The organism is Kribbella sp. NPDC055071, from assembly GCF_053608045.1.
In genome coordinates this window covers 306206-326458 of sequence record NZ_JBSGUS010000005.1, presented here as the reverse complement: position 1 = coordinate 326458, position 20253 = coordinate 306206, and the positions used below count along the sequence as shown (strand labels likewise).

17 protein-coding genes and 1 tRNA gene are annotated in these 20253 nt (G+C 66.6%); 5 read left to right on the top strand and 13 right to left on the bottom strand.

Annotated features, from left to right (window positions below; genetic code table 11):
• Nucleotides 1-3 precede the first annotated feature (3 nt).
• Nucleotides 4-918 (bottom strand): carbohydrate ABC transporter permease, encoded by a 915-nt coding sequence (locus ACWF4Z_RS11880; protein WP_452242976.1) that lies wholly within the window; start codon nt 916-918, stop codon nt 4-6.
• Between the two features lie 5 nt (nt 919-923).
• Nucleotides 924-2675, bottom strand: coding sequence for an extracellular solute-binding protein (locus tag ACWF4Z_RS11875; RefSeq protein ID WP_452242975.1), 1752 nt, complete (start codon nt 2673-2675; stop codon nt 924-926).
• 254 nt (nt 2676-2929) lie between these two features.
• Between ACWF4Z_RS11875 and ACWF4Z_RS11870 the strand changes: the two genes are divergently transcribed.
• A complete protein-coding gene (locus ACWF4Z_RS11870) occupies nt 2930-3400 on the top strand; it encodes an NUDIX hydrolase (protein ID WP_452242974.1) in 471 nt (156 codons plus the stop codon).
• An 88-nt stretch (nt 3401-3488) separates the two neighbouring features.
• Here ACWF4Z_RS11870 and polA read toward each other — a convergent pair whose 3' ends face one another.
• Nucleotides 3489-6191 (bottom strand): DNA polymerase I, encoded by a 2703-nt coding sequence (gene polA / locus ACWF4Z_RS11865; protein ID WP_452242973.1) that lies wholly within the window; start codon nt 6189-6191, stop codon nt 3489-3491.
• Nucleotides 6192-6292: 101 nt separating this feature from the next.
• Here polA and ACWF4Z_RS11860 point away from each other — a divergent pair, with 101 nt between their 5' ends.
• Entirely contained in the window at nt 6293-6715 is a 423-nt protein-coding gene (locus tag ACWF4Z_RS11860) for a hotdog fold thioesterase (RefSeq protein WP_452242972.1), read from the top strand.
• Here the strand turns inward: ACWF4Z_RS11860 and ACWF4Z_RS11855 are convergent.
• A complete protein-coding gene (locus ACWF4Z_RS11855) occupies nt 6678-7319 on the bottom strand; it encodes an N-acetyltransferase family protein (protein ID WP_452242971.1) in 642 nt (213 codons plus the stop codon). The genes ACWF4Z_RS11860 and ACWF4Z_RS11855 overlap by 38 nt on opposite strands.
• 116 nt (nt 7320-7435) lie before the next feature.
• Here ACWF4Z_RS11855 and ACWF4Z_RS11850 point away from each other — a divergent pair, with 116 nt between their 5' ends.
• A complete protein-coding gene (locus ACWF4Z_RS11850) occupies nt 7436-8176 on the top strand; it encodes a DUF554 domain-containing protein (protein WP_452242970.1) in 741 nt (246 codons plus the stop codon).
• Nucleotides 8177-8367: 191 nt separating this feature from the next.
• Here ACWF4Z_RS11850 and ACWF4Z_RS11845 read toward each other — a convergent pair whose 3' ends face one another.
• The 7 genes from ACWF4Z_RS11845 to ACWF4Z_RS11815 form a co-directional block, all read right to left on the bottom strand.
• A complete protein-coding gene (locus tag ACWF4Z_RS11845) occupies nt 8368-9084 on the bottom strand; it encodes an ABC transporter ATP-binding protein (protein ID WP_452242969.1) in 717 nt (238 codons plus the stop codon).
• A gap of 115 nt (nt 9085-9199) precedes the next feature.
• On the bottom strand, nt 9200-10207 hold the full coding sequence (locus ACWF4Z_RS11840) for an ABC transporter ATP-binding protein (protein WP_452242968.1): 1008 nt from the start codon (nt 10205-10207) through the stop codon (nt 9200-9202).
• Nucleotides 10204-11919 (bottom strand): branched-chain amino acid ABC transporter permease, encoded by a 1716-nt coding sequence (locus tag ACWF4Z_RS11835; protein WP_452242967.1) that lies wholly within the window; start codon nt 11917-11919, stop codon nt 10204-10206. The genes ACWF4Z_RS11840 and ACWF4Z_RS11835 overlap by 4 nt, the downstream gene beginning before the upstream one ends.
• On the bottom strand, nt 11916-13232 hold the full coding sequence (locus tag ACWF4Z_RS11830; RefSeq protein ID WP_452242966.1) for a branched-chain amino acid ABC transporter permease: 1317 nt from the start codon (nt 13230-13232) through the stop codon (nt 11916-11918). The genes ACWF4Z_RS11835 and ACWF4Z_RS11830 overlap by 4 nt, the downstream gene beginning before the upstream one ends.
• A gap of 85 nt (nt 13233-13317) precedes the next feature.
• Complete coding sequence (locus ACWF4Z_RS11825) at nt 13318-14547, bottom strand: branched-chain amino acid ABC transporter substrate-binding protein (protein WP_452242965.1); 1230 nt, start codon at nt 14545-14547, stop codon at nt 13318-13320.
• Nucleotides 14548-14739: 192 nt separating this feature from the next.
• Entirely contained in the window at nt 14740-15333 is a 594-nt protein-coding gene (locus ACWF4Z_RS11820; protein WP_452242964.1) for an ANTAR domain-containing response regulator, read from the bottom strand.
• Between the two features lie 12 nt (nt 15334-15345).
• Nucleotides 15346-16113 carry a transcriptional regulator gene (locus tag ACWF4Z_RS11815; protein WP_452242963.1) on the bottom strand — a complete coding sequence of 256 codons (768 nt, stop codon included), beginning with the start codon at nt 16111-16113 and terminating at the stop codon, nt 15346-15348.
• Nucleotides 16114-16187: 74 nt separating this feature from the next.
• On the opposite strand from ACWF4Z_RS11815, the gene ACWF4Z_RS11810 reads away from it, so the two are divergent.
• Nucleotides 16188-16262, top strand: a tRNA-Leu gene (locus ACWF4Z_RS11810).
• A gap of 47 nt (nt 16263-16309) precedes the next feature.
• Nucleotides 16310-17050, top strand: coding sequence for a transcriptional regulator (locus tag ACWF4Z_RS11805; protein WP_452242962.1), 741 nt, complete (start codon nt 16310-16312; stop codon nt 17048-17050).
• 49 nt (nt 17051-17099) lie between these two features.
• Here ACWF4Z_RS11805 and pyk read toward each other — a convergent pair whose 3' ends face one another.
• Both pyk and ACWF4Z_RS11795 read right to left on the bottom strand, forming a co-directional pair.
• Nucleotides 17100-18551 (bottom strand): pyruvate kinase, encoded by a 1452-nt coding sequence (pyk, locus tag ACWF4Z_RS11800; protein ID WP_452242961.1) that lies wholly within the window; start codon nt 18549-18551, stop codon nt 17100-17102.
• 111 nt (nt 18552-18662) lie between these two features.
• Nucleotides 18663-20213, bottom strand: coding sequence for a metallophosphoesterase family protein (locus ACWF4Z_RS11795; RefSeq protein ID WP_452242960.1), 1551 nt, complete (start codon nt 20211-20213; stop codon nt 18663-18665).
• Nucleotides 20214-20253: the final 40 nt, after the last annotated feature.

The following is a 20253-nucleotide window of genomic DNA, read 5'->3' as shown; positions in this document are numbered from 1 at the left end:
GGGTCAGCCCTTCAACGAGCCGACCATGGCCCCCTTGACGAAGTGCTTCTGCACGAAGGGGTAGATCAGCAGTGGCGGAATGGTGGCGATCACGATCAGCGAGTACTTCAGCTGCTCCTGGAGTTCCTTCATCTTGATCAGCTCGGCGGTGTCGCGGACCTGGGAGGGGTCGAACTGGTTCTGGATCAGGATCTGGCGCAGCACCATCTGCAGCGGGAACAGGTGCTCGTTGGTCAGGTAGATCAGCGCGCTGAACCAGGAGTTCCACTGGGCGACGGCGTAGAAGAGCAGGTTGACCGCGATGATCGGCTTGCTCAGCGGCAGCACGATCCGCCAGAAGAACCCGAAGTCGGTGCAGCCGTCGACCTTCGCCGCCTCGACCAGCTCGTCGGGGATCGTGGACTGGAAGTACGTGCGGGTGATGATCATGTTCCAGACCGCGAGCGCGGCCGGCAGGATGATCGCCCAGCGCGTGTTGAGCAGGCCGAGCCGGTCGACGACCAGATAGGTCGGGATCATGCCGCCGCTGAACATCATCGTGAACACGAACAAGGCCATGATGATCCCCTTGCCCGGCAAGCCTTTGCGGGACAACGGGTACGCCGCGAGCAGGGTCAGCGCGGTGGCGATCAGCGCGCCACCGATCGCGTAGATCACCGAGTTGCTGAAGCCGCTGACGATCGAGTCGTAGTCGAAGACGGCCGTGAACGCGTCGGTGCTGAAGCCGACCGGCCAGAGCCAGACCTTGCCGGAGACAACGTTCTTCGGATCGCTGAGCGATGCGCTGAGGACATAGATCAACGGATAGAGGACCGCCAGAGTGAAGAGGCCGAGGGCGGTGTAGTTGCAGATCATCACGATCCGGTCGGACCGCGTCTCCTGGACCGGAGCCGGTGCACCGGTGGTCATGGTTGCCATCCCGGTCACCCCTGATAGGTCTCGTAGGCGGCCTGCTGGATCTCCAGATACGGCTTCAAGCCGATCTTGGTGATGCGGTCGGTGTAGTCGCGCCACTGCCCGTCGTCGCTCGGATCGAGCTTGCCGGTGACGAAGCCCGCGAGCGACGAGGTCACCTCGCCCTTGAGGTTCAGGCCGATCTCGGCGTCCTGCGCGGCCTGATCGGCCTCGAACGTGACCGGCGGGAACTGCTGGTCCATCGGCTGCCTGAAGGCGAACAGGTGATCCCTGGTCTGCTCGTACAGCGGGGACTCGAACGTGGGCCGCTGTGGGTTGACCCGCTCGGCCAGGCGGAAGTCGCCCGAGCGGTACATCACGCCGTACTGGTCCCAGGTCTTGCCCTTGGTGGCATCGGTGTTCCACGAGTCGTAGCCGTAGATCGACTGCTTGCCGTTGATCCCCTTGTCGCCCTTGGCCGACCAGCGGAAATCGGGACCGGCGTACGAGCGGAGCACGACCTCGAGATCGAGTTGGTAGTCGGCCCAGCGGGTGAGCAGATCCGGGCGGCGGCACTTGCGCGTCACCACGAGCGTGGCGACCTCGAGACCGACGCCGAGATAGTTCCAGGGCGCGACCTGGACGCCGTTCGGGCCTTTGAGCGGTGACATCGTCTCGTACTGCCGCCACCGCGCCTTGGGATCCACCAGGTCCAGCGTCATCAGCGTGCCCCAGTAATAGACGCGTGCGCCACCCAGGACCGGCCCGCCCGGGTTGTCGCCGTACCGCTTGATCTGGTCCTCGTTCGCGGTGAAGATGTCCTTGGCCAGCAGGCCGTCGGCGTACAGGCCGCGCAGATACTTGAGCCCCTCGCGCCACTCGTCCTTGACGTACGTCGCCTCGACCCTGCCGTCGTTGACGACCAGCCACGGCTCGCCGGGGTTGTAGAGGAACGCATTCATGAAGTACGTGTCCAGCGCCGCGTCCTTGTAGCCGCCGAACGGGATCGTCTTTCCACCACCCGCGAGATCGGCCTGCTTGAACGCCGTCAGCACCTCGCGGAACTCGTCCGTGGTCGTCGGCATCGCCAGGCCGACCTTGCCGAGCCAGTCGGTGTTGAGCAGCGCCCGGCCGTTCGACGCGCGGCAGTGGTAGCAGTCGTTGATGTCCGGGAAGCTGTAAATGTGCTTGTCCGGGGCAACCATCAGCTTGCGCGCCTCGGCGTAGTCCGTCATCACCTGCTGGAGATTCGGCGCGTACTTGTCCAGGTACGGCGTCAGGTCGACGAACAGATTCTGGGAACCGTAGAGGTAGAGCTGTGAGCGGGTGAAGGAGATGCCCAGGAAGGCGTCCGGGATGTCGCCGGCCGCCATCATCGCGTTGACCTTCGTCATCGTCTCGGCGTTCTTGCCGTCGCCGGCGACCTGACGCCACTGGATCCGGATCCCGGTCTGTTGTTCCATCCAGTGGGTGAACTCGTTCTTCGCCCAGTCGCCGACCACCAGGCTCTGCGGGACGACGACAGTGAAGGTGGTCGGCTCGCTGACGATCGTGGTCTGCTTGCGCGCGACCGGCCCGACATAGCCGGGTGGGTAGTTGATCCCGGTCCGCTTCTGGCCGAGCGGGACCGGTGGGGCACTCAGGCTCTCGGGCGAGGCGCCGGTTGCCGCCTCGCCGGAACTGCAACCACTCAACGCTCCGGTGCCGCCGGCCGCGGCGACTCCGAGCGCGCCGGCCAGTAACGACCGCCGCCGTACTGCCGTTCCCAGGGTGTGGTGCATCCCGCCTCCCGATACACAGATATGGGATATCCGATAGGATCTCGGATCTTTGAATGGGCAGGATGGCATAGAAGACAGGCGTCCGGAAGGGCTCGTGGAGACCGTGCGGAATCAACCGACTACTGTCCGCATTTTGCGGAGTTAACGTTTAACACTTGCGGATCGGCTGCCAACTTGCTTGCGGAAACTAAGTCCGCCCGGACTGGACGCGGCGTCGCGGCGGTCGCGAAGGCCGGCTCGGTAGGGTTCTGGGCATGGCGACCCCGAAGTTCATCCTCGAGCTGCGCGAGAAGATCGGGCACGACCTGCTCTGGCTCACCGGCGTCACCGCCGTCGTCCTGAACGACCACGACGAGGTGCTTCTGGTCCAGCGCGCCGACAACGGCCGCTGGTCCCTGATCGCCGGCATCCTCGAACCCGGCGAACAACCCGCCACGGCGCTCGCCCGCGAGATCCGCGAGGAGACGGCAGTCGAAGCCGAGGTCGAACGCCTCCTCAACGTCGAGTCGTTCCCGCCCCACACCTACCCGAACGGCGACCAGGTCCAGTTCCTCGACCTCTGTTTCCAGTGCCGCCCTCTGAGCGGCGAACCGAAGGTCAACGACGACGAGTCCCTCGCTGTCGGCTGGTGGCCCCTCGACAACCTCCCACCGCTGCGCGACGAAGAACTGCGCTTCATCCAGCGAGCCCTCTCCCCCGACTCGCCACCGTCATACCTCACCTGAACGGCACCTAGACCCGAACTGCACCTAGACCTGAACCGCACCGAGCGCCGACCGCGATAGGCAGTCGGCGCTCGGCGTAGAGCTGTGCTTAGTGCGCGGCGTCGTGCCAGGTTCGGCCGACGCCAATCGAGACGTCCAGGGGCACGGTCATGTCGACTGCCGCGCCCATGTCGCGGCGGACCAGCTCTTCGAGGGCTTCGCGTTCGCCGGGGGCGATCTCGAAGACCAGTTCGTCGTGGACCTGGAGGAGCATCCGTGACTTCAGGCCGGACGAGCGCAGCGACGCATCGACCTTCAGCATCGCCATCTTGATGACGTCGGCGGCCGAGCCCTGGATCGGTGCGTTCAGCGCCATCCGCTCAGCCATTTCGCGGCGCTGGCGGTTGTCGCTGGTCAGGTCCGGCAGGTACCGCCGGCGGCCCAGAATCGTCTCGGTGTACCCGGTCTTGCCGGCGTCGATCACGATCGAGCGCAGGTAGTCCCGGACGCCGCCGAAGCGCTCGAAGTACTCGTCCATCAACCCCTTCGCCTCGTCCACGCCGATCTTCAGCTGCTGGCTCAGCCCGTACGCCGATAACCCGTACGCGAGGCCGTAGTTCATCGCCTTGATCTTGGCCCGCTGCTCCTGCGTGACCTCGGACGGCTCCACCGAGAAGACCCGCGACGCCGTCACCGAGTGGAAGTCCATCCCCGAGGTGAACGCGGAGATCAGCCCTTCGTCCTCGGACACGTGCGCCATGATCCGCATCTCGATCTGACTGTAGTCGGCCGACATCAGCGACTCGAATCCCTCGCCGACCACGAAAGCCTGCCGGATCCGGCGGCCCTCCTCGGTCCGGATCGGGATGTTCTGCAGGTTCGGGTCGGTCGAGCTGAGCCGCCCGGTCGCCGCGATCGTCTGGTTGAACGTGGTGTGGATCCGCGCGTCGGTCGGGCTGATCGTCTTCAGCAGCCCCTCGACGGTCTGCCGCAGCCGGGTCGCGTCCCGGTGCGCCAGCAGGTACGCCAGGAACGGATGCTCGGTCTTCTCGAACAGCGCCTGCAGCGAATCCGCGTCGGTGGTGTAGCCGGTCTTGGTCCGCTTGGTCTTCGGCATCTGCAGCTCGTCGAACAGCACGACCTGCAACTGCTTGGGCGATCCGAGGTTGATCTCCTTGCCGATCACCTCGTACGCCGCCGTCGCGGCCTCCCGCACTCCGGTCGCGAACCGCTCTTCCAGCTGCTCCAGATACGGCCGGTCGACCGCGATCCCGTCGCGCTCCATCCCCGCGATCACGTCGATCAGCGGCAACTCGACGTCCGCGAGCAACGCCGTCCCTGCTTGTTTCTCGAGCTCGACATCGAGCGTGTCGGCGAGGTCGGCGATCGCGCGGGCCCGCAGCATGGTGTGATCCGCGGCCGGGCCACCCTCGACGTCGTCGAAGCTGAGCTGACCGTTCTCCACCTCTTCGTTGCGCAGCTCGCGCTTGAGGTACCGCACGGTCAGGTCGGCCAGGTCGTACGAGCGCTGGTCGGGACGGACCAGATACGCACTCAGCTGGGTGTCGGAGCTCAGGCCGCCCAGAGTCCAGCCGAGCTCCAGGAACCCGAGGAGCGGACCGTTGACGTCGTGCAACGCCTTGGGCTGCTTGGGATCGGCGAGCCACGCCTGCCAGGCCGCGTCGTCGTCGGGCGTCAGCACCGTCGGGTCGAACCAGGCTGCCGCGCCGGAGGTGTTCGCCAGCGCCAGACCGGTGATCTCGCCGGTGCCACGACCCCAGCTGCCCTGCACCGCGACGCCAACGCGCTCGCCGGTGTTCACGTTCTCCTTGAGCCAGGCCGCGACCTCACCGGGCTTCAGCTGCACGCCCTGCAGCTCGAACCCGTGGTCGACAGTCGCGTCGACCTCCTCGTGCTCGGCGACCAGCCGCTCGCGCAGCACCCGGAACTCGAGGCTGTCGAACAGCGTGTGCACCTTCTCCCGGTCCCACGGCGTCCGGACCAGGTCGTCCACGGTGACATCGAGGGTCAGGTCGCGAACCAGCTCGTTGATCTGCCGGTTCCGGATCACGTCGGCGAGGTGCTCGCGCAGCGACTCACCGGCCTTGCCCTTGATCTCGTTGACCCGGTCGATCACGTCGTTCAGCGAGCCGAACTGGTTCAGCCACTTGGCGGCCGTCTTGGGACCGACCCCGGGCACGCCCGGCAGGTTGTCGCTCTGCTCCCCCACCAGCGCGGCCAGATCCGGATACAGCTGCGGGGTCACGCCGTACTTCTCCTCGACCGCGGCCGGATCCATCCGGGCGATCTCGGAGACGCCGCGCTTCGGGTACAGCACCGTGATGTCGTCGCTGACCAGCTGGAACGCGTCTCGGTCACCGCTGCTGATCAGCACCTCGAAGCCCTGCTCCGAGGCCTGGGTCGCGAGCGTGGCGAGGATGTCGTCGGCCTCCCACCCGTCGATCTCGGTGGTCGGGATCCGCAGCGCCTCCAGCACCTCCTTGACCAGCGAGACCTGCCCCTTGAACTCGTCCGGCGACTTCGACCGGCCGGCCTTGTACTCGGCGTACTGCTCGGAGCGGAAGGTCTTGCGGGACACGTCGAACGCGACGCAGATGTGCGTCGGTTGCTCGTCGCGGAGCATGTTGATCAGCATCGAGGTGAACCCGTACACCGCGTTGGTGTGCTGGCCGGTGGTGGTGGAGAAGTTCTCCACCGGGAGCGCGTAGAACGCCCGGTAGGCCAGCGAGTGCCCGTCCAGCAGCAGGATCCGCGGCCGGCCCGTGCCTGCCACGGCAGCATCCTTGGTCATCGTCGAAGTGTTGGTATCTGGAGCCACACACCGACTCTAGTGGTTCCCACGGACAGTTCTTACCCCGCGCATCCCCGACACCGCGAAGGTAGTGTGCCCCTGTGACAGATGACAGCACGAGCCTGGGTCCGGGCATGCAGATCGACGGGACGCTCATCCACCTGATGGGCATCGTTGTCAGCGAGGCGTCGCCGGAGCGAGTCGTCGCGACCATGCCGGTCAAGGGCAACACCCAGCCGTACGGGCTGCTGCACGGCGGCGCGTCCTGCGTCCTGGCCGAGAGCCTCGGATCGATCGGATCGGCCCTGCACGCCGCGACCCACGACAAGGTGGCCGTCGGTGTCGACATCAACGCCACCCACCACCGCGCGGTCCGCGAAGGAACGGTGACCGGCGTCGCGACCCCGATCTACCTCGGCCGAACGACGACGTCGTACGAGATCGTCATCACCGACGACCGGGACAAGCGGGTCTGCACGGCCCGGATCACGTGCCAGCTGATTCAGGCTCCGCCGGGTAAGTGACCTCGTCGCTCAGCGGCGGCACGGTCGCGGGGAGCGGGCGGGCGAGCTGGGCGCGCCGGGCCGCCACGGAACGGCGGGACGACAGCAGGGCGAGCAGATTCGGCGCGTGCTCGGCGGCGAGGCGCCGGCGCACGGTGTGCGTGGTCGCGAACCGCAGCACGCCGGCCTGACCGAGACCCAACCGCGCGAGGAAACGGTTCGCCTCGCGGGCGATGGCCGGAGCGACCGCGGCCAGGTGCGCACAGTTCTCCCGCTCGGCCCAGCCAACGGCCTCGGCGATCAGGGCCTTGCCCAGACCGTGCCGGCGGGCGGGGTCACTGACGTGCAGGAACTCGACGGTGACGGTCAGGTCCTCGTGCAGGGGGCTGATCGCGGTCCGGCGCAGGTAGGCCATCCCGTGCACCTCGCCGTCCAACTCACCGACCAGCATCCGGCCGAACGGGTCGTCCAGGTGCTTGCTGACGGCAACCTCTACGGCGGCCTCGGACGGCGTCGCGGGCAGGCGGGACGGGTGTCCACCCGCCGTACTCAACTCGCGCCACAGCGCGACCAAGGCGGCGGCATCCCCCGTCCGGGCGTCCCTCACCTCGATGGCTGATGCCACAGCGACCTCCTGGTCCGGTCCACCCCCGAGGTGAACGAAGACGGCGGATACGCTCGTCCTCGCGCAACAGTAGGCCCTCGGCGGGCCGTTGCAAAAGCAGGCGATCGGAGACAGGGTTGTTCATCGGAATCGGCACCGTCGTGAACGTCGCGACGGTGCTTGTCGGGTCGGTACTCGGCGTACTCATCGGCCACCGGCTCAGTCACCGGACCCGCGATCTGGTCACCGATGCGATCGGTCTGGTCACGCTGCTGATAGCGATCTCGTCGGCGCTCACGGTCGGCGACGACGCGCTCAGCGACGCCGTCGGCGACAGCGCCCCGATCCTGATCGTGCTCGGCGCGATGCTGATCGGCGGGATCATCGGCTCGCTGCTGCGGATCGAGCAGCGGCTGGAAGGATTCGGCGCCTGGATCCAGCACCGGTTCGACCGCGGCGAGGGCGAAGGCAAGTTCGTCGAGGGATTCGTGTCCGCCTCGATGGTGTTCTGCGTCGGGCCGCTGACGTTCCTGGGCGCGTTGTCCGACGGACTCGGCCGGGGTGCGGATCAGCTGTTCCTGAAGGCGGTCCTGGACGGATTCACCTCGATCGCGTTCGCCGCGTCGTTCGGCTGGGGCGTCGCCGCGTCAGCTCTGGTCGTGCTCGTCGTCCAAGGCCTGATGACCGCGGTCGGTGCGGTGCTGGGCGACGTACTCCCCGAAGCACATGTGACCGCGCTCGGCGCCACCGGCGGCGTGATGCTGATCGGTGTCGCGCTGCGCCTGCTCAAGATCAAGCAGGTCGCCGTCGCCGACCTCCTCCCCGCCCTGATCGTCGCCCCACTGCTGGTTCAGCTGCTCGTCGTCATCCGCAACTGACTCCACCCCCAAACCCCTACCCCCACCCCCACCTCGCTCACCACCACACATCACACCCCGACCGCATTTCCCTGGCCAGCCAGGGAAATGCGGGGTTTGTGACCCTGGTTCAGGGTCACAAACCCCGCATCTGGTGGGTCTGCCAGCGAATTTGGTGGGTCTGCCAGCCAAATGGTGGTGGGGCGGAGGGGTCAGTCTTCGCCGAGGTAGGCCTTGCGGACCTCGTCGTTGACCAGCAGGTCCCGGCCGGTGCCGGACAGAACGATCTGGCCGACCTCGAGGACGTAGCCGAAGTCGGCTCGTTTCAATGCTGCCTGGGCGTTCTGCTCGACCAGCAGGATCGTGGTGCCCTGGCGCTGCAACTCGGTCACGGTCGACATGATCCGCTTCATCATGATCGGCGACAGACCCATCGACGGCTCGTCCAGCATCAGCAGCTTCGGCCGGCTCATCATCGCCCGGCCCATCGCCAGCATCTGCTGCTCGCCGCCGGAGAACGTCCCGGCCGGCTGCTTACGTCGTTCGCCCAGGATCGGGAACAGCTCGTACGCCGCGGCCAGGTCGGACCGCACGCCCGCGGGATCCTTGCGGGCGAACGCGCCGAGCAGCAGGTTCTCCTCGACCGACAGCTTCGGGAAGATCCGCCGCCCTTCCGGCGAGTGGGCCAGACCGCGCGCGACGATGTCGTGCGCGGCCACGTGGTCGATCCGCTCACCCTGGAACAGGATCTCGCCCGAGGACGGCCGGAGCAGGCCGGAGATCGTCCGCAGCGTGGTGGTCTTGCCGGCACCGTTCGTACCGATCAGCGAGACCACCTGGCCCTGCTCCACGCTGAAGCTGATCCGCTTCACCGCAACGATCTTGCCGTAGGCAACTTCCAGGTCACGCACCTCGAGCATCGCGGTCATCGGGCCTCCCGGACTGGACTGAGGAGTGGAGGGAGCGAAGCGACTGGAACGACGAGGGAAGCCCGGGAGTAAAAGCCCGATGACTCGCCGCGCCGGAGGCGTGACATCAACACGGTCATGACTGGTCCTCCGTGTCGGCGATCGTCGTGTCCTGGACGCGGGCGGGTTGGACGTCGACATCCTCGTCGTCGTCCTCACCGGTGCCGATGTAGGCCTCGATCACCCGCGGGTCGGACTGCACCTCGGCCGGCGTGCCCTCCACCAGACCCTCGCCACGGACCAGGCAGAGCACCCGGTCACAGAGGTTGAAGATGAACCGCATGTCGTGCTCGATCACCACGACGGCCAGACCCGAGTCCCGGATCTTGAAGATCAGGTCACTGGCCTGCCGGGTCTCCTGCGGGTTCATCCCGGCCGTCGGCTCGTCCAGCAGGATGAGCTTCGGGTCGGTGGCCAGGGCACGGGCGATCTCCAACCGCCGCTGGTCGCCGTACGGCATGTTCCGGGCCAGGTGCTCGGCAGACTTGCCCAGCCCGACGAACTCGAGCAACTCCTGCGCCCGCTTCCGGGTCGCCGCTTCCTCGTACCGGAACTTCGGTCCGTGCAGGATCGAGGTGAGCGCGCCCGAACTGGTGCGGCAGTAGCGGCCGACCATGACGTTCTCGAGGGCGGTCATGTTCGCGAACAGCCGGATGTTCTGGAACGTCCGGGCCATCCCCGCCCGAACCACCGCGCGTGGCTTCGGCGGCAGCGGGCCCAGCTCGCTCGCAACCGGCGGCGTGAGCCCGACGTTGTCGGGGAGCAGCGCCACCTCCTTGATCTGCCGGAACCAGAAGCCGGTCAGGTAGTACCGGAACGAGCGCCGCTCCCGCTTCGGCGGCGGTGAGGCCGCGAACCGGACCTGACCGCTGGTCGGCCGGTAGAGGCCGGTCAGGCAGTTGAAGAACGTGGTCTTGCCGGCACCGTTCGGGCCGATCAGACCGACGATCTCGCCCTGCCGGACGCTGAGGTTGACGTTGTTCACCGCCAGCAGACCGCCGAACCGCATCGTCACACCGGTGGCTTCGAGCACGACCGCATCGGTCACGCCGGCCCGGGTTACCTCATCCTGAACGGTGGTCATTTCGCCTCCTCAGCGACGATGAGGCGTTCCTCTTCGACGGCGACGGCCAGCGCCTCGTCCTCCTCGTGGAACTCCAGCTGTCTGCGTCTGCTCGCGACCAGGCCCTCCGGCCGGAACCGCATCATCAGCACCAGCAGCAGACCGAACATCAGCAGCCGGTACTCCGAGAAGAACCGCAGCTTCTCCGGCAGCAGCTTCAGGATCGTTGCCCCGAGCAACACACCGGCGATGGTGCCCATACCACCGAGCACGATCGCGGCGAGCAGGAACGCGGACTCCAGGAACTGGTACTGGTCCGGGCTGACCGCGGCATCCTGGTGCGCCTTGATCGTGCCGGCCAGTCCGGCCAGGAACGCGCCGACCGCGAACGCCAGCAGCTTCAGGCCGAAGACGTTCACGCCCATCGCCTCGGCGGCCTTCTCGTCCTCCCGGATCGCCACCCAGCCACGGCCGATCCGGCTGTTGTTCAGCCGGGAGAAGACCAGGATGACGAAACCGATCAGGATCAGCAGCAGGAAGTAGTAGTTCGAGAACCGGCCGAGGTCGATGCCCGCGACCACATGTTCGCTGCCGAAGTTGAACCCGCCGATCTGCAGGTCGGGAATACCAGGGATGCCGTTCGGCCCGTTGGTCAGGTTCGGGCCGTTGTTGCCGTCCAGGTTGCCCATCGAGAACCGGAAGATCTCACCGAAGCCCAGCGTCACGATCGCCAAGTAGTCGCCCGACACGCGCAGTGTCGGCGTACCGATGATCAGACCCAGGATCGCGGACACACACGCACCGACGAGGACCACGACCAGGAACGGCGGCTTCCACCCGATGGTGGCGAACGCCGAGGTCGACAGGGTGGCGGCCGTGTAGGCACCGGCTCCGAGAAACGCGATGTACCCGAGGTCGAGCAGACCGGCCAGACCGACGACGATGTTCAGGCCCATCGCGGTCGCGCCGAAGATCAGCACCTGGTTCGCGATCGACATGTTCGCGTCCGACCCGTTCTGCGTGAACGGGAACAGGAACGCGACCACGAACGCCGCCAGCGTGAGGACCTTCTTGTTGCGTTGCGCGACGTGACCGATCCAGGTCAGCGTCCCGGTCCGGAACAACGCCGTCGCCACGACGGCGACGAACACCAGACACAGGATGAACGACCAGGCGTCCTGCAGACCGAGTGCGTACGCCGCGACGAACAGCACCGCGGCCATCAGGACCGCGATCGAGAGGATCTCGACCCAGCTCGGCGACCTCGCCTCGCTCATGTCCCGCAGTTGCCGCAACGGCAGCATCCAGCCCGAGACAGCCAGCGCCAGCGCCCCCACGAGCGCGACGTAGCCGCCCGGGTTCACGTTGATCAGGCCGTCGGACTCGGTGGAGATCGCGACCAGGACCAGCACCATGTACAGCGCGAGCCCGGTGCCGAGCATGCGCAGCCCGAGCGTCGCGTCCAGCCAGGCGCCCAGCTTCCGCAGCGGGCCCTTCTCGGCCAGCAGCAGGACGAGAGCGAGCACCGCGATGATGATCGCCAGGATCTGCAGACCACCGGGATAGAAGTCGATCGACAGGTCGTTCAGGATCGTCTTGTCGTAGCTCCACGACAGGAACGAACCGAGGACGACCAGCACCACGCCGGCCAGACCAAGCGGCCAGGCGATCGCCTTGTTCGGCGGCTGCGCCGGAGCCTCCGGTGCCGCCGGAGGAGCTTTGACATCCGTCATGCCCTGTCCACCACCCTCGCGCCGAGCAGACCTTGCGGCCGGAACACCAGGACCAGGATCAGGATGACGAACGCCCACACGTCCTTCCAGGTGCCACCACCGAACTGGCCCGGGATGTACTGCGTGGCCATCGCCTCGACGACGCCGAGGACCAGACCACCCACCACAGCGCCGTAGATGTTGCCGATACCACCGAGCACCGCGGCGGTGAACGCCTTCAGACCGGCCAGGAAGCCCATCCGGAAGTCGATGTTGTTGTTCTGCAGACCCTGCGAGACACCCGCGATCGCCGCGAGGACGGCGCCGAGCGCGAACGCGACCACGATGATCCGGTCGACGTTGATGCCCATCAGCCGGGCGGTGTCCGGATCCTGCGAGACGGCCTGCATACCGCGGCCGAGCCGGGTCCGGTTGACGAAGAACCAGAGCACGATCGCGCAGACCACGAGCGCGGCGATGGTGAAGATCGCGGACCGCTGGATCGTCACGCCGCCGACGTTGATCGCCGTACCGGTGACCACGTCGAGCTGCGGGAACGGGATGCGTTGCTTGGCGGTGGGCCATTCGATGCTGGTGATGATCTCCTTGAAGATCACCCAGCCCAGCTCGGCTGCCACGGCCGTGGTCACCGCCGCGACCGCGATCACCGGCAACTTGACCTCGGCGCGCGCCTTCCGGCGCGACACCAGGCCGCCGGCGAGGCCGACCGCCGTACCGACGATCGCGCCGAGGACGATCACACCCGGAACCAGCAGGACGCTGACGTCCCGGTCGAGCAGCCGGACGACGATCCACAGCACGATGGCGCCACCGATGGAACCGATCAGCGGGGCGCGGTCGTACCACTTGGTGACCGGGTTGTTCAGATTCACCTTCGCCTGCCGGGCACCGATGAAGTAGCCGATGGCAACGGCCAGGCCGGCGAACACCACAACCGTCCAGCCCGGACGCTCGTAGAACAGGCGGATGAACTCTTGCAGGAACACGGAAATGCCGATCGCCGTGATCAGCGGTGCGAGCCGGGGCGCGTTTCGCAGGGGACGATACGCGACTCGTTCCATCAACACCGCCGTACCGACCGACGCGATCATGGCACCGACGATCATGATCGGCAGGATCCAGACGTCGGTCTTGCCGTCGAAGAACAACAGGTATGTGGTCAGTGCGCCGAACGCACCGATCATGAACACCTCGCCGTGGGCGAAGTTGATCAGCTGCACGATGCCGTAGACGACGGTGTACCCGACCGCGATCAGGGCGTACAGCGACCCAAGGGTCAGCCCGTTCACGAGCTGCTGGAAGAACTGGTCCACGTCGACCTCCCATCTGCCTCAGTTGTGACACGCCTCGGGGGTGGGAGGATCCGCTCCCACCCCCGAGACATCAGGTCGACTCTGCTTACTTGGCGGCGAAGTCCTTGGTTTCCACGGTGGCCCACTGGCCGCCGGCAACCTTGTAGACAGTCAGCACCTTGGCGGTACTGTCGCCGTACTGGTCGAACGCGACCTTACCGGTCACGCCGTCGAACGAAACCTTGCCCACGGCATCGACCGTCGCCTGCCGCGCGGACTCGACGTCCTTGGCGTCCTTCAGCGACGTCTTGAGCGCGTTGATGATCGTGTTCGCCGCGTCGTAGGAGTAACCGCCGTACGCCGCGGAGTCCTCCTTGTAACCGGCCGCCTTGTAGTCGGCGAGGAACTTCTTGCCGGCTTCGGTCGAGTCCGTCGGGGCGCCGACCGAGGTGGACAGGTCGTTGTCGCTGGTCTTACCGGCCAGGGTGATGTACTTCGGGTCCTTGATGCCGTCGCCACCCATCAGCGGGATGTTCAGGCCGGCGGCCTTCATCTGCTGCGAGAGCGGGCCGGCCTGCGGGTACTGGCCACCGTAGTAGACGGCCTGCGGCGCGGACGGCTTGATCGCCGAGATGACAGCCTGGTAGTTCGAGTCGTCCGGGTTGATCGTCTGCGCCGCGACGACGGTGCCGCCGAGCTTCTTGAACTCCTCGGTGAAGGTGCCGACCAGACCCTGGCCGTAGGCCAGCTTGTCGTGGATCGTGGCGACCTTGGTGATCTTCGCGGTCTCGTACAGGTAGCGCGCCGCGAACGGACCCTGGATCGCGTCGGTCGTACACGTACGGAAGTAGCTCGCGTACGGACGCTTCGGGTCGGTCTGCCAGTTCGCGCCCTGGGTCAGGCCGGGGCCGGTGTTGGCCGGCGAGACCTGGACGATGTTCTTCGGCGCGAGCACCGGCTGGACCTGCTGGCTGACGCTGGTGTTCAGCGTGCCGACCACGCCGATGACGTCGGGGTCACCCGCGAGCGCGGTCGCACCGTTCTTACCCGGGTCCGGCTTCGCCTCGTCGTCCTTCGGCACAACCTCGAGCTTCCAGCCCGGGATCGCGTTCGAGTCGTTGGCCTGCTTCACGGCCAGCTCGACCGAGTGCTGGATACCCAGACCCAGGGCGGACAGGTCTCCGGACAGAGGCGCGATCACACCGATCTTGGCAGTCTTCGTCGCGCTGCCCGAGCTTCCCCCGGCGTCGTCGCCACTGCGCGAACCGCACGCGGTCAGGGCCAACGACGCAACGATCAGCGACGCGCCGACCCTTACTACGGAACGCTGGTGCACTGTTCCTCCAATGTCTGCAAAGCCCGGCGATCCCCGGACTCCCGCGTTTGCCGCGAGCATCCGCAGGTTAGACCTCAGTGAGCCCATCCGGCGATGTGACGGAGCGTGTGTTGTGAGGTCGTTACAGCGGTAAGCAGCATGGGTATCGGTGATTGCTGTACGCGCGCTCAGGCCCTGTCAACACAGAGTAATTCAGTCGCTACCGCCCGCCTCGTCAACAACCAACTCCGCGACCTGGCGCATGGAAACTCTTTTGTCCATTGCGGTTTTCTGGATCCACCGGAACGAGTCCGGCTCGGACAGGCCGAACTTCGTCTGCAGGATCGACTTGGCCCGGTCGACCAGCTTGCGGGTCTCCAGCCGCTCGGACAGGTCGGCGACCTCACGCTCCAGCTCGGCGAGCTCGACGTAGCGGGACGCGGCGATCTCGATCGCGGGCAGCAGATCGGCCTTGGAGAACGGTTTCACCAGGTACGCCATGGCACCGGCGTCGCGGGCCCGCTCGACCAGCTCACGCTGCGAGAACGCCGTCAGCATCAGCACCGGCGCGATCCGCTCGCCGGCGATCTTCTCCGCCGCGCTCAGCCCGTCCAGCTTCGGCATCTTCACGTCGAGGATGACCAGATCGGGCCGATGCTCGGTGGCCAGCCGGATGGCCTCTTCACCGTCCCCCGCCTGCCCGACAACGTCGTACCCCTCCTCGGCCAGCATCTCGGCCAGATCCATCCGAATCAGAGCCTCGTCCTCAGCGATCACCACACGCTTAGCAGTCACACCGCACACCATATCGACCCCCGATCAGCTCTTGGCCCCCACAAACGTGTCGAGCGCCGCAACCCCTTCCTTCCGACTCACCGCAACCACATCCCAGCGTGACCGCCGCCACGGAATGCCAAGCACGTCCAACGCGTCCGTGAGGATGCGCAGGATGTCGTCCGATTTGTTGGAGAACAGGTACCGCGGGTACTCGTACCGCTTGCCACCAGCCTTGCGAGCCCAGTTGTGCGCGCGGCACCCGTCGGAGTGGAACAGCCCCCGCAACAACTGTTCGGGGTACTTGGCAACAATCTCCCGCTGCCAGTCTTCGAGCTCGATCTTCCGCAAGTGCTTCCGGCCAGGTCCGTGCTGCGGAAAGACACACGGCCAGTGCTTCCACCGTGCCTCGATCCGGATCGCAGCCGATCCACCCCGCAGGCACGGGCTCGCATTCGGCTTCACCAGCTTGATCGTCGCCGCGATCTCCTGGTTCAGCTCCGGATACTTCTGGTCATTCGCGATCTGCAGCGTGAACACACCCCGCCGCGCACGCGCGATCGAGCCATCACCCAGATACCACCCCAACAGCAAGGCATACGCCGCCTCGTCCAGCTCCGCCCCATCACACCGCGGGCACGGCGTCCCCCGGTTGCCACCCCTCGTACGCCCCTCAAGCTGATAGCGCCGCCGCCACGTCCGAATCGTCTGCAGCGCAACGCCATGAATCTCGGCGTTGACCCGATCAGGTACGCCGGCGTCGGACATCTCCAACGCCGACTCCACCGTCTCCCGCGACCTGAACTGAGGCATACCACCAGGTTGCCAACACCTATCGACAATTTGCTGATCGACCGGCCCGCTAGGCTAAGATCTTCGACGCAGAAGCCCTGGTAATCCAATCCGGCAGAGATGATGGTCTCAAACACCATACAGTGTGGGTTCGAGTCCCACCCAGGGCACAAATAGCCGACCGGAATCTGTCGGTCGTGGGTGCGAAGCTCGTGATGTGTACGACGAGGAGATGCGGGCGGCCGCGCGGGTCGCGATGGCTGGTGGTGAGAGTCTCAATGCGGTCAGCAAGCGGCTTGGGGTGGCTCGGGCTACGCTGCGTGACTGGCGGGACCGTACAGACCGTCAGCCTTACCCGAGTGGTTGTCCTCGGTGCACGAACGGGAAGCTGCCTGCGGCGTCGTACGCGCATCTGCTGGGGCTCTATCTGGGCGACGGGTGTCTGTCCAAGCATCGAAGAGACGTCTGGATCGCGTGTGACGACAAGTATCCGCGGCTGATCGACGAGGCCGAGGCGGCGGTCCTCGTCGTACATCCGTCTCGCCCGGTCCACCGGGTTCAGGCGGTCGGGTACACGTCAGTCGTGTCGTACTGGAAGCACTGGCCGTGTCTGTTCCCGCAGCATGGCAGCGGACCCAAGCATCTTCGCCCGATCGAGCTGGCGGGCTGGCAGCGCGAGATCGTTGCCGAGTGCCCCGAACTGTTTCTGCGCGGTCTGTTCGACTCCGATGGCTGCCGGGTGGCGAACTGGGCTGTTCGAACGGTTGGCGGCGTACCGAAGCGGTACGACTACCCGCGCTACCAGTTCTCCAACGAGTCGGCCGACATCATGCGGCTGTGCCAGGAGGCGCTCGACCGGCTGGACATCCCCTGGCGTATGCCTCGGCGGAACGCGCTGTCAGTCGCACGGCGCGAGGCAGTCGTGCGGCTCGATGAATTCATCGGGCCGAAGTCTTAGATAGACGAAGGCGGACAGCCCGGAGGCTGTCCGCCTTACCCGCGGGTGGTTACGGGTTGGGGGTTCGGTAGGCGGGGGCTATGCCTTCTATGGCGTCGCCCATGCGGTGGACTCGGAGGGCGTTGGTGGAGCCGGGGAGGCTGGGTGGGGAGCCGGCGACGATGACCACCAGGTCGCCCTTGTGGAGTTTGCCCAGTTCCAGCAGGCGTTGGTCTACCTGGCGGACCATTTCGTCGGTGTGGTCGACGGTGGGGACGATGTGCGTCTCGATGCCCCAGACGACGCTGAGCCAGGAGCTGACCGACGGGACCGGGGTGAAGGCGAGGACCGGGATCTCGGTGCGGTAGCGGGCCAGTCGGAGGGCGGTGTCGCCGGACTGGGTGAAGGCGACCAGGTACTTCGCCTCGAGGCGCTCGGCCACGTCCGCGGCCGCGCGGGCGATCACACCGCCCTTGGTCTTCGGCTCCCACTGGATCTCCGCGATCCGGCCCAGGCCGTGCTCCTCGGTCGACTCCACGATCCGGGCCATCGTCTTGACGGTCTCGATCGGGAACCGGCCGACGCTGGTCTCGCCGGACAGCATGACCGCGTCGGCACCGTCGAGTACGGCGTTCGCGACGTCGGACGCCTCGGCCCGGGTCGGGCGCGGCGAGGAGATCATCGACTCCAGCATCTGGGTGGCGACGATCACCGGCTTCGCGTTCAGCCGGGCCTGGTCGATGATCAGCTTCTGGACCAGCGGGACCTCCTCGAGCGGGAGCTCCACACCGAGGTCACCGCGGGCCACCATGAACCCGTCGAAGGCCTCGATGATCTCGTCGAGATTCGCGACCGCCTGCGGCTTCTCGATCTTGGCCACGACCGGGAGCCGCAGCCCCTCCTCGTCCATGATCTTGTGCACCAGCTGGATGTCGGCCGCATCCCGCACGAACGACAGCGCGATCATGTCGGCCGGCAGGTGCAGCGCCCAGCGCAGGTCCTCGACGTCCTTCTCGGACATCGCCGGCACGCTGACCGCGACACCCGGCAGGTTGATGCCCTTGTGGTTCGACACCGGGCCGCCGACGGTGACGCGGCAGATCACGTCGGTCGCGGTCACCTCCTCGGCCACGAGCGCGATCCGGCCGTCGTCGATCAGCAGCTGGTCACCAGGATTCACGTCGCCGGGCAGGCCGTCGTACGTCGTACCGCAGATGGTCGCGTCACCAGGCACCTCACGGGTGGTGATGGTGAAACGCTCGCCGTAGGTCAACGTGGCCTTGCCCTCGGCGAACTCCGCCAGCCGGATCTTCGGGCCTTGCAGGTCGACGAGGATGCCGACGTTCTTGCCGGTCTCCGCGGCGGCAGTGCGGATCCGCTGATAGATCCGCTCGTGCTCGGCATGGGCACCGTGGCTCAGGTTGAGACGAGCCACGTCCATACCGGCTTGGACAAGTTCCAGGATGCGCTCGGGGGCGGCCGTAGCCGGGCCGAGCGTACAAACGATCTTTGCGCGACGCACGTCACAAAACCCTACTCCTGCACACCACTGCGTCCGCTGGTCCACCCCCCTTACCAGCCCGTGAACAGCCGACGACGATTGCGGACGACGCCTGACGCGGCAACCGAATCGTCAAGAAGGCAAGGGGGTGTAGGCCCCGACCGTGATGTCTCCGGTGAGCTCCGCGGTCACCGTCTGCAGGCCGACCGGCAGACCCTTCTGGTACGTCACGAGCGCGATCTCGCCCGGCCGCCGCAACGTGTAGCCCAGCGCGAACGCGTACGCCGCTCCCCCGGTCGTCCCGTTCGTGTACGTCGTCACCGCGCGACCGTCGACCACCCGGTGCTCGGGCCCGACCTGGTGATGCAAATGACCGGACAACAGCAGCGTCGCGCACCCCCGGGCCGCGGTGTCGACGGCCGACGAAGGGTCGTGGACGACGAACGTCGAGATCCGCTTGTCCTCCGGCTGTTCGCAGGCGACGTCCGCAAGCCGCTTCGACTGCTCCCCCGTCGTCTCGTCGCCGGGCATGTCCGCGCTGCCCAGACCGGTCTTGGTCGGATCGCTGTCCCCGAGGAACCGGATCCCGTCCACCTCGACCGGCTTGCTGTCCAGCACGGTGAAGCCGTTCTTGCGCATCGCGTTCTCGATGTTGCCGCCGGCGTCGTGGTTGCCGGCCACCGCGACCACCTTGAAGTCCTTGAAGTGCTCGCGCAGCGAGTTGATGCTGAACACCTCCCAGCCCTGCCCGGACGAGGAGTCGTCACCGGCGTCGATCAGCAGCTTCGCGCCGCCCGCCTTCGCCACCTCGGCGGAGAACGGGTCCATACCAATATTGTCGTGCCGGTCCGACACGAGCAGCGCGACCGTCTCGTTCTCGCTGGGCACGTGCAGCTGGTCCTTGACCGTGCTGACCTTGTCCTTCAGCTTGCCGTAGAACTCCGTCGACCGGTCGTACGTCTCGACCGCGGTCCGGATGATCCCGATCCCGCCGGTGGTGGAGAACCCGGACGCGACCTGCACGTTCTTCAACCGGGGATCGAGCGTCAACTGCGGTAGCAGCTGTCCGAGCGGCTGCCATTCGGTCGGCGTCACGTCCGCCTGCCGCATCCGTCCGGGCCCGAAGATCGAGGCGATCGTGATCAACATCGCCACCAGTACGACGATCGCCCGGTGCTCGACCCGCCGTTCGTGCCGGTGGACGAGATGCCAGAGCTCGCGGCGCCGTCGTACGCCGATCATCGTCCAGACGGTCGCGACCAGTACCACCACCAGCAGACCGGATCCCGCGCCCGCGACGGCGTTGTCGACCGCCATCTCCTGGACGACCTGCTGGATCCGGGCGATCTCACCGTCCGGCTGGGACGCGATCAGGGCGTCCCGGTTGAGCAGCTCGGTCAGGTTGTCCGCATCGGTCTCCTGGACATCGACGTTCAGGCCGATGCCGCCCGGCGTGCCGCTGGGGATCCGCAAGCGTGGCAGCACCGCGCCGAGGTCGAGGGTGGCGTACCCGTCGAAGGTCGGTGAGATGTTCGCCGCGTGCGCCCCGATCGTCACGCGCTCGCTGTCGGTGACGAACCCCAGCAACCCGACGGTCACGCTGGTCACCAGCCAGACCACAGTCAGCGCGGCCCACGGGGCGATCGCCCGCAGCCGCGCCTTGGTCACCAGCCGCCTAACCACGCACCCAACCTATCCAAGCCCGCGACCTCGGGCACCGACC

Excerpts from the sequence above, each read along its gene's own strand:
- ACWF4Z_RS11880 (WP_452242976.1), bottom strand. The coding sequence starts at position 918 with ATGGCAACCATGACCACCGGTGCACCGGCTCCGGTCCAGGAGACGCGG.
- ACWF4Z_RS11875 (WP_452242975.1), bottom strand. The coding sequence starts at position 2,675 with ATGCACCACACCCTGGGAACGGCAGTACGGCGGCGGTCGTTACTGGCC.
- ACWF4Z_RS11870 (WP_452242974.1), top strand. The coding sequence starts at position 2,930 with ATGGCGACCCCGAAGTTCATCCTCGAGCTGCGCGAGAAGATCGGGCAC.
- polA (WP_452242973.1), bottom strand. The coding sequence starts at position 6,191 with ATGACCAAGGATGCTGCCGTGGCAGGCACGGGCCGGCCGCGGATCCTG.
- ACWF4Z_RS11845 (WP_452242969.1), bottom strand. The coding sequence starts at position 9,084 with ATGACCGCGATGCTCGAGGTGCGTGACCTGGAAGTTGCCTACGGCAAG.
- ACWF4Z_RS11840 (WP_452242968.1), bottom strand. The coding sequence starts at position 10,207 with ATGACCACCGTTCAGGATGAGGTAACCCGGGCCGGCGTGACCGATGCG.
- ACWF4Z_RS11835 (WP_452242967.1), bottom strand. The coding sequence starts at position 11,919 with ATGACGGATGTCAAAGCTCCTCCGGCGGCACCGGAGGCTCCGGCGCAG.
- ACWF4Z_RS11820 (WP_452242964.1), bottom strand. The coding sequence starts at position 15,333 with ATGGTGTGCGGTGTGACTGCTAAGCGTGTGGTGATCGCTGAGGACGAG.
- ACWF4Z_RS11815 (WP_452242963.1), bottom strand. The coding sequence starts at position 16,113 with ATGCCTCAGTTCAGGTCGCGGGAGACGGTGGAGTCGGCGTTGGAGATG.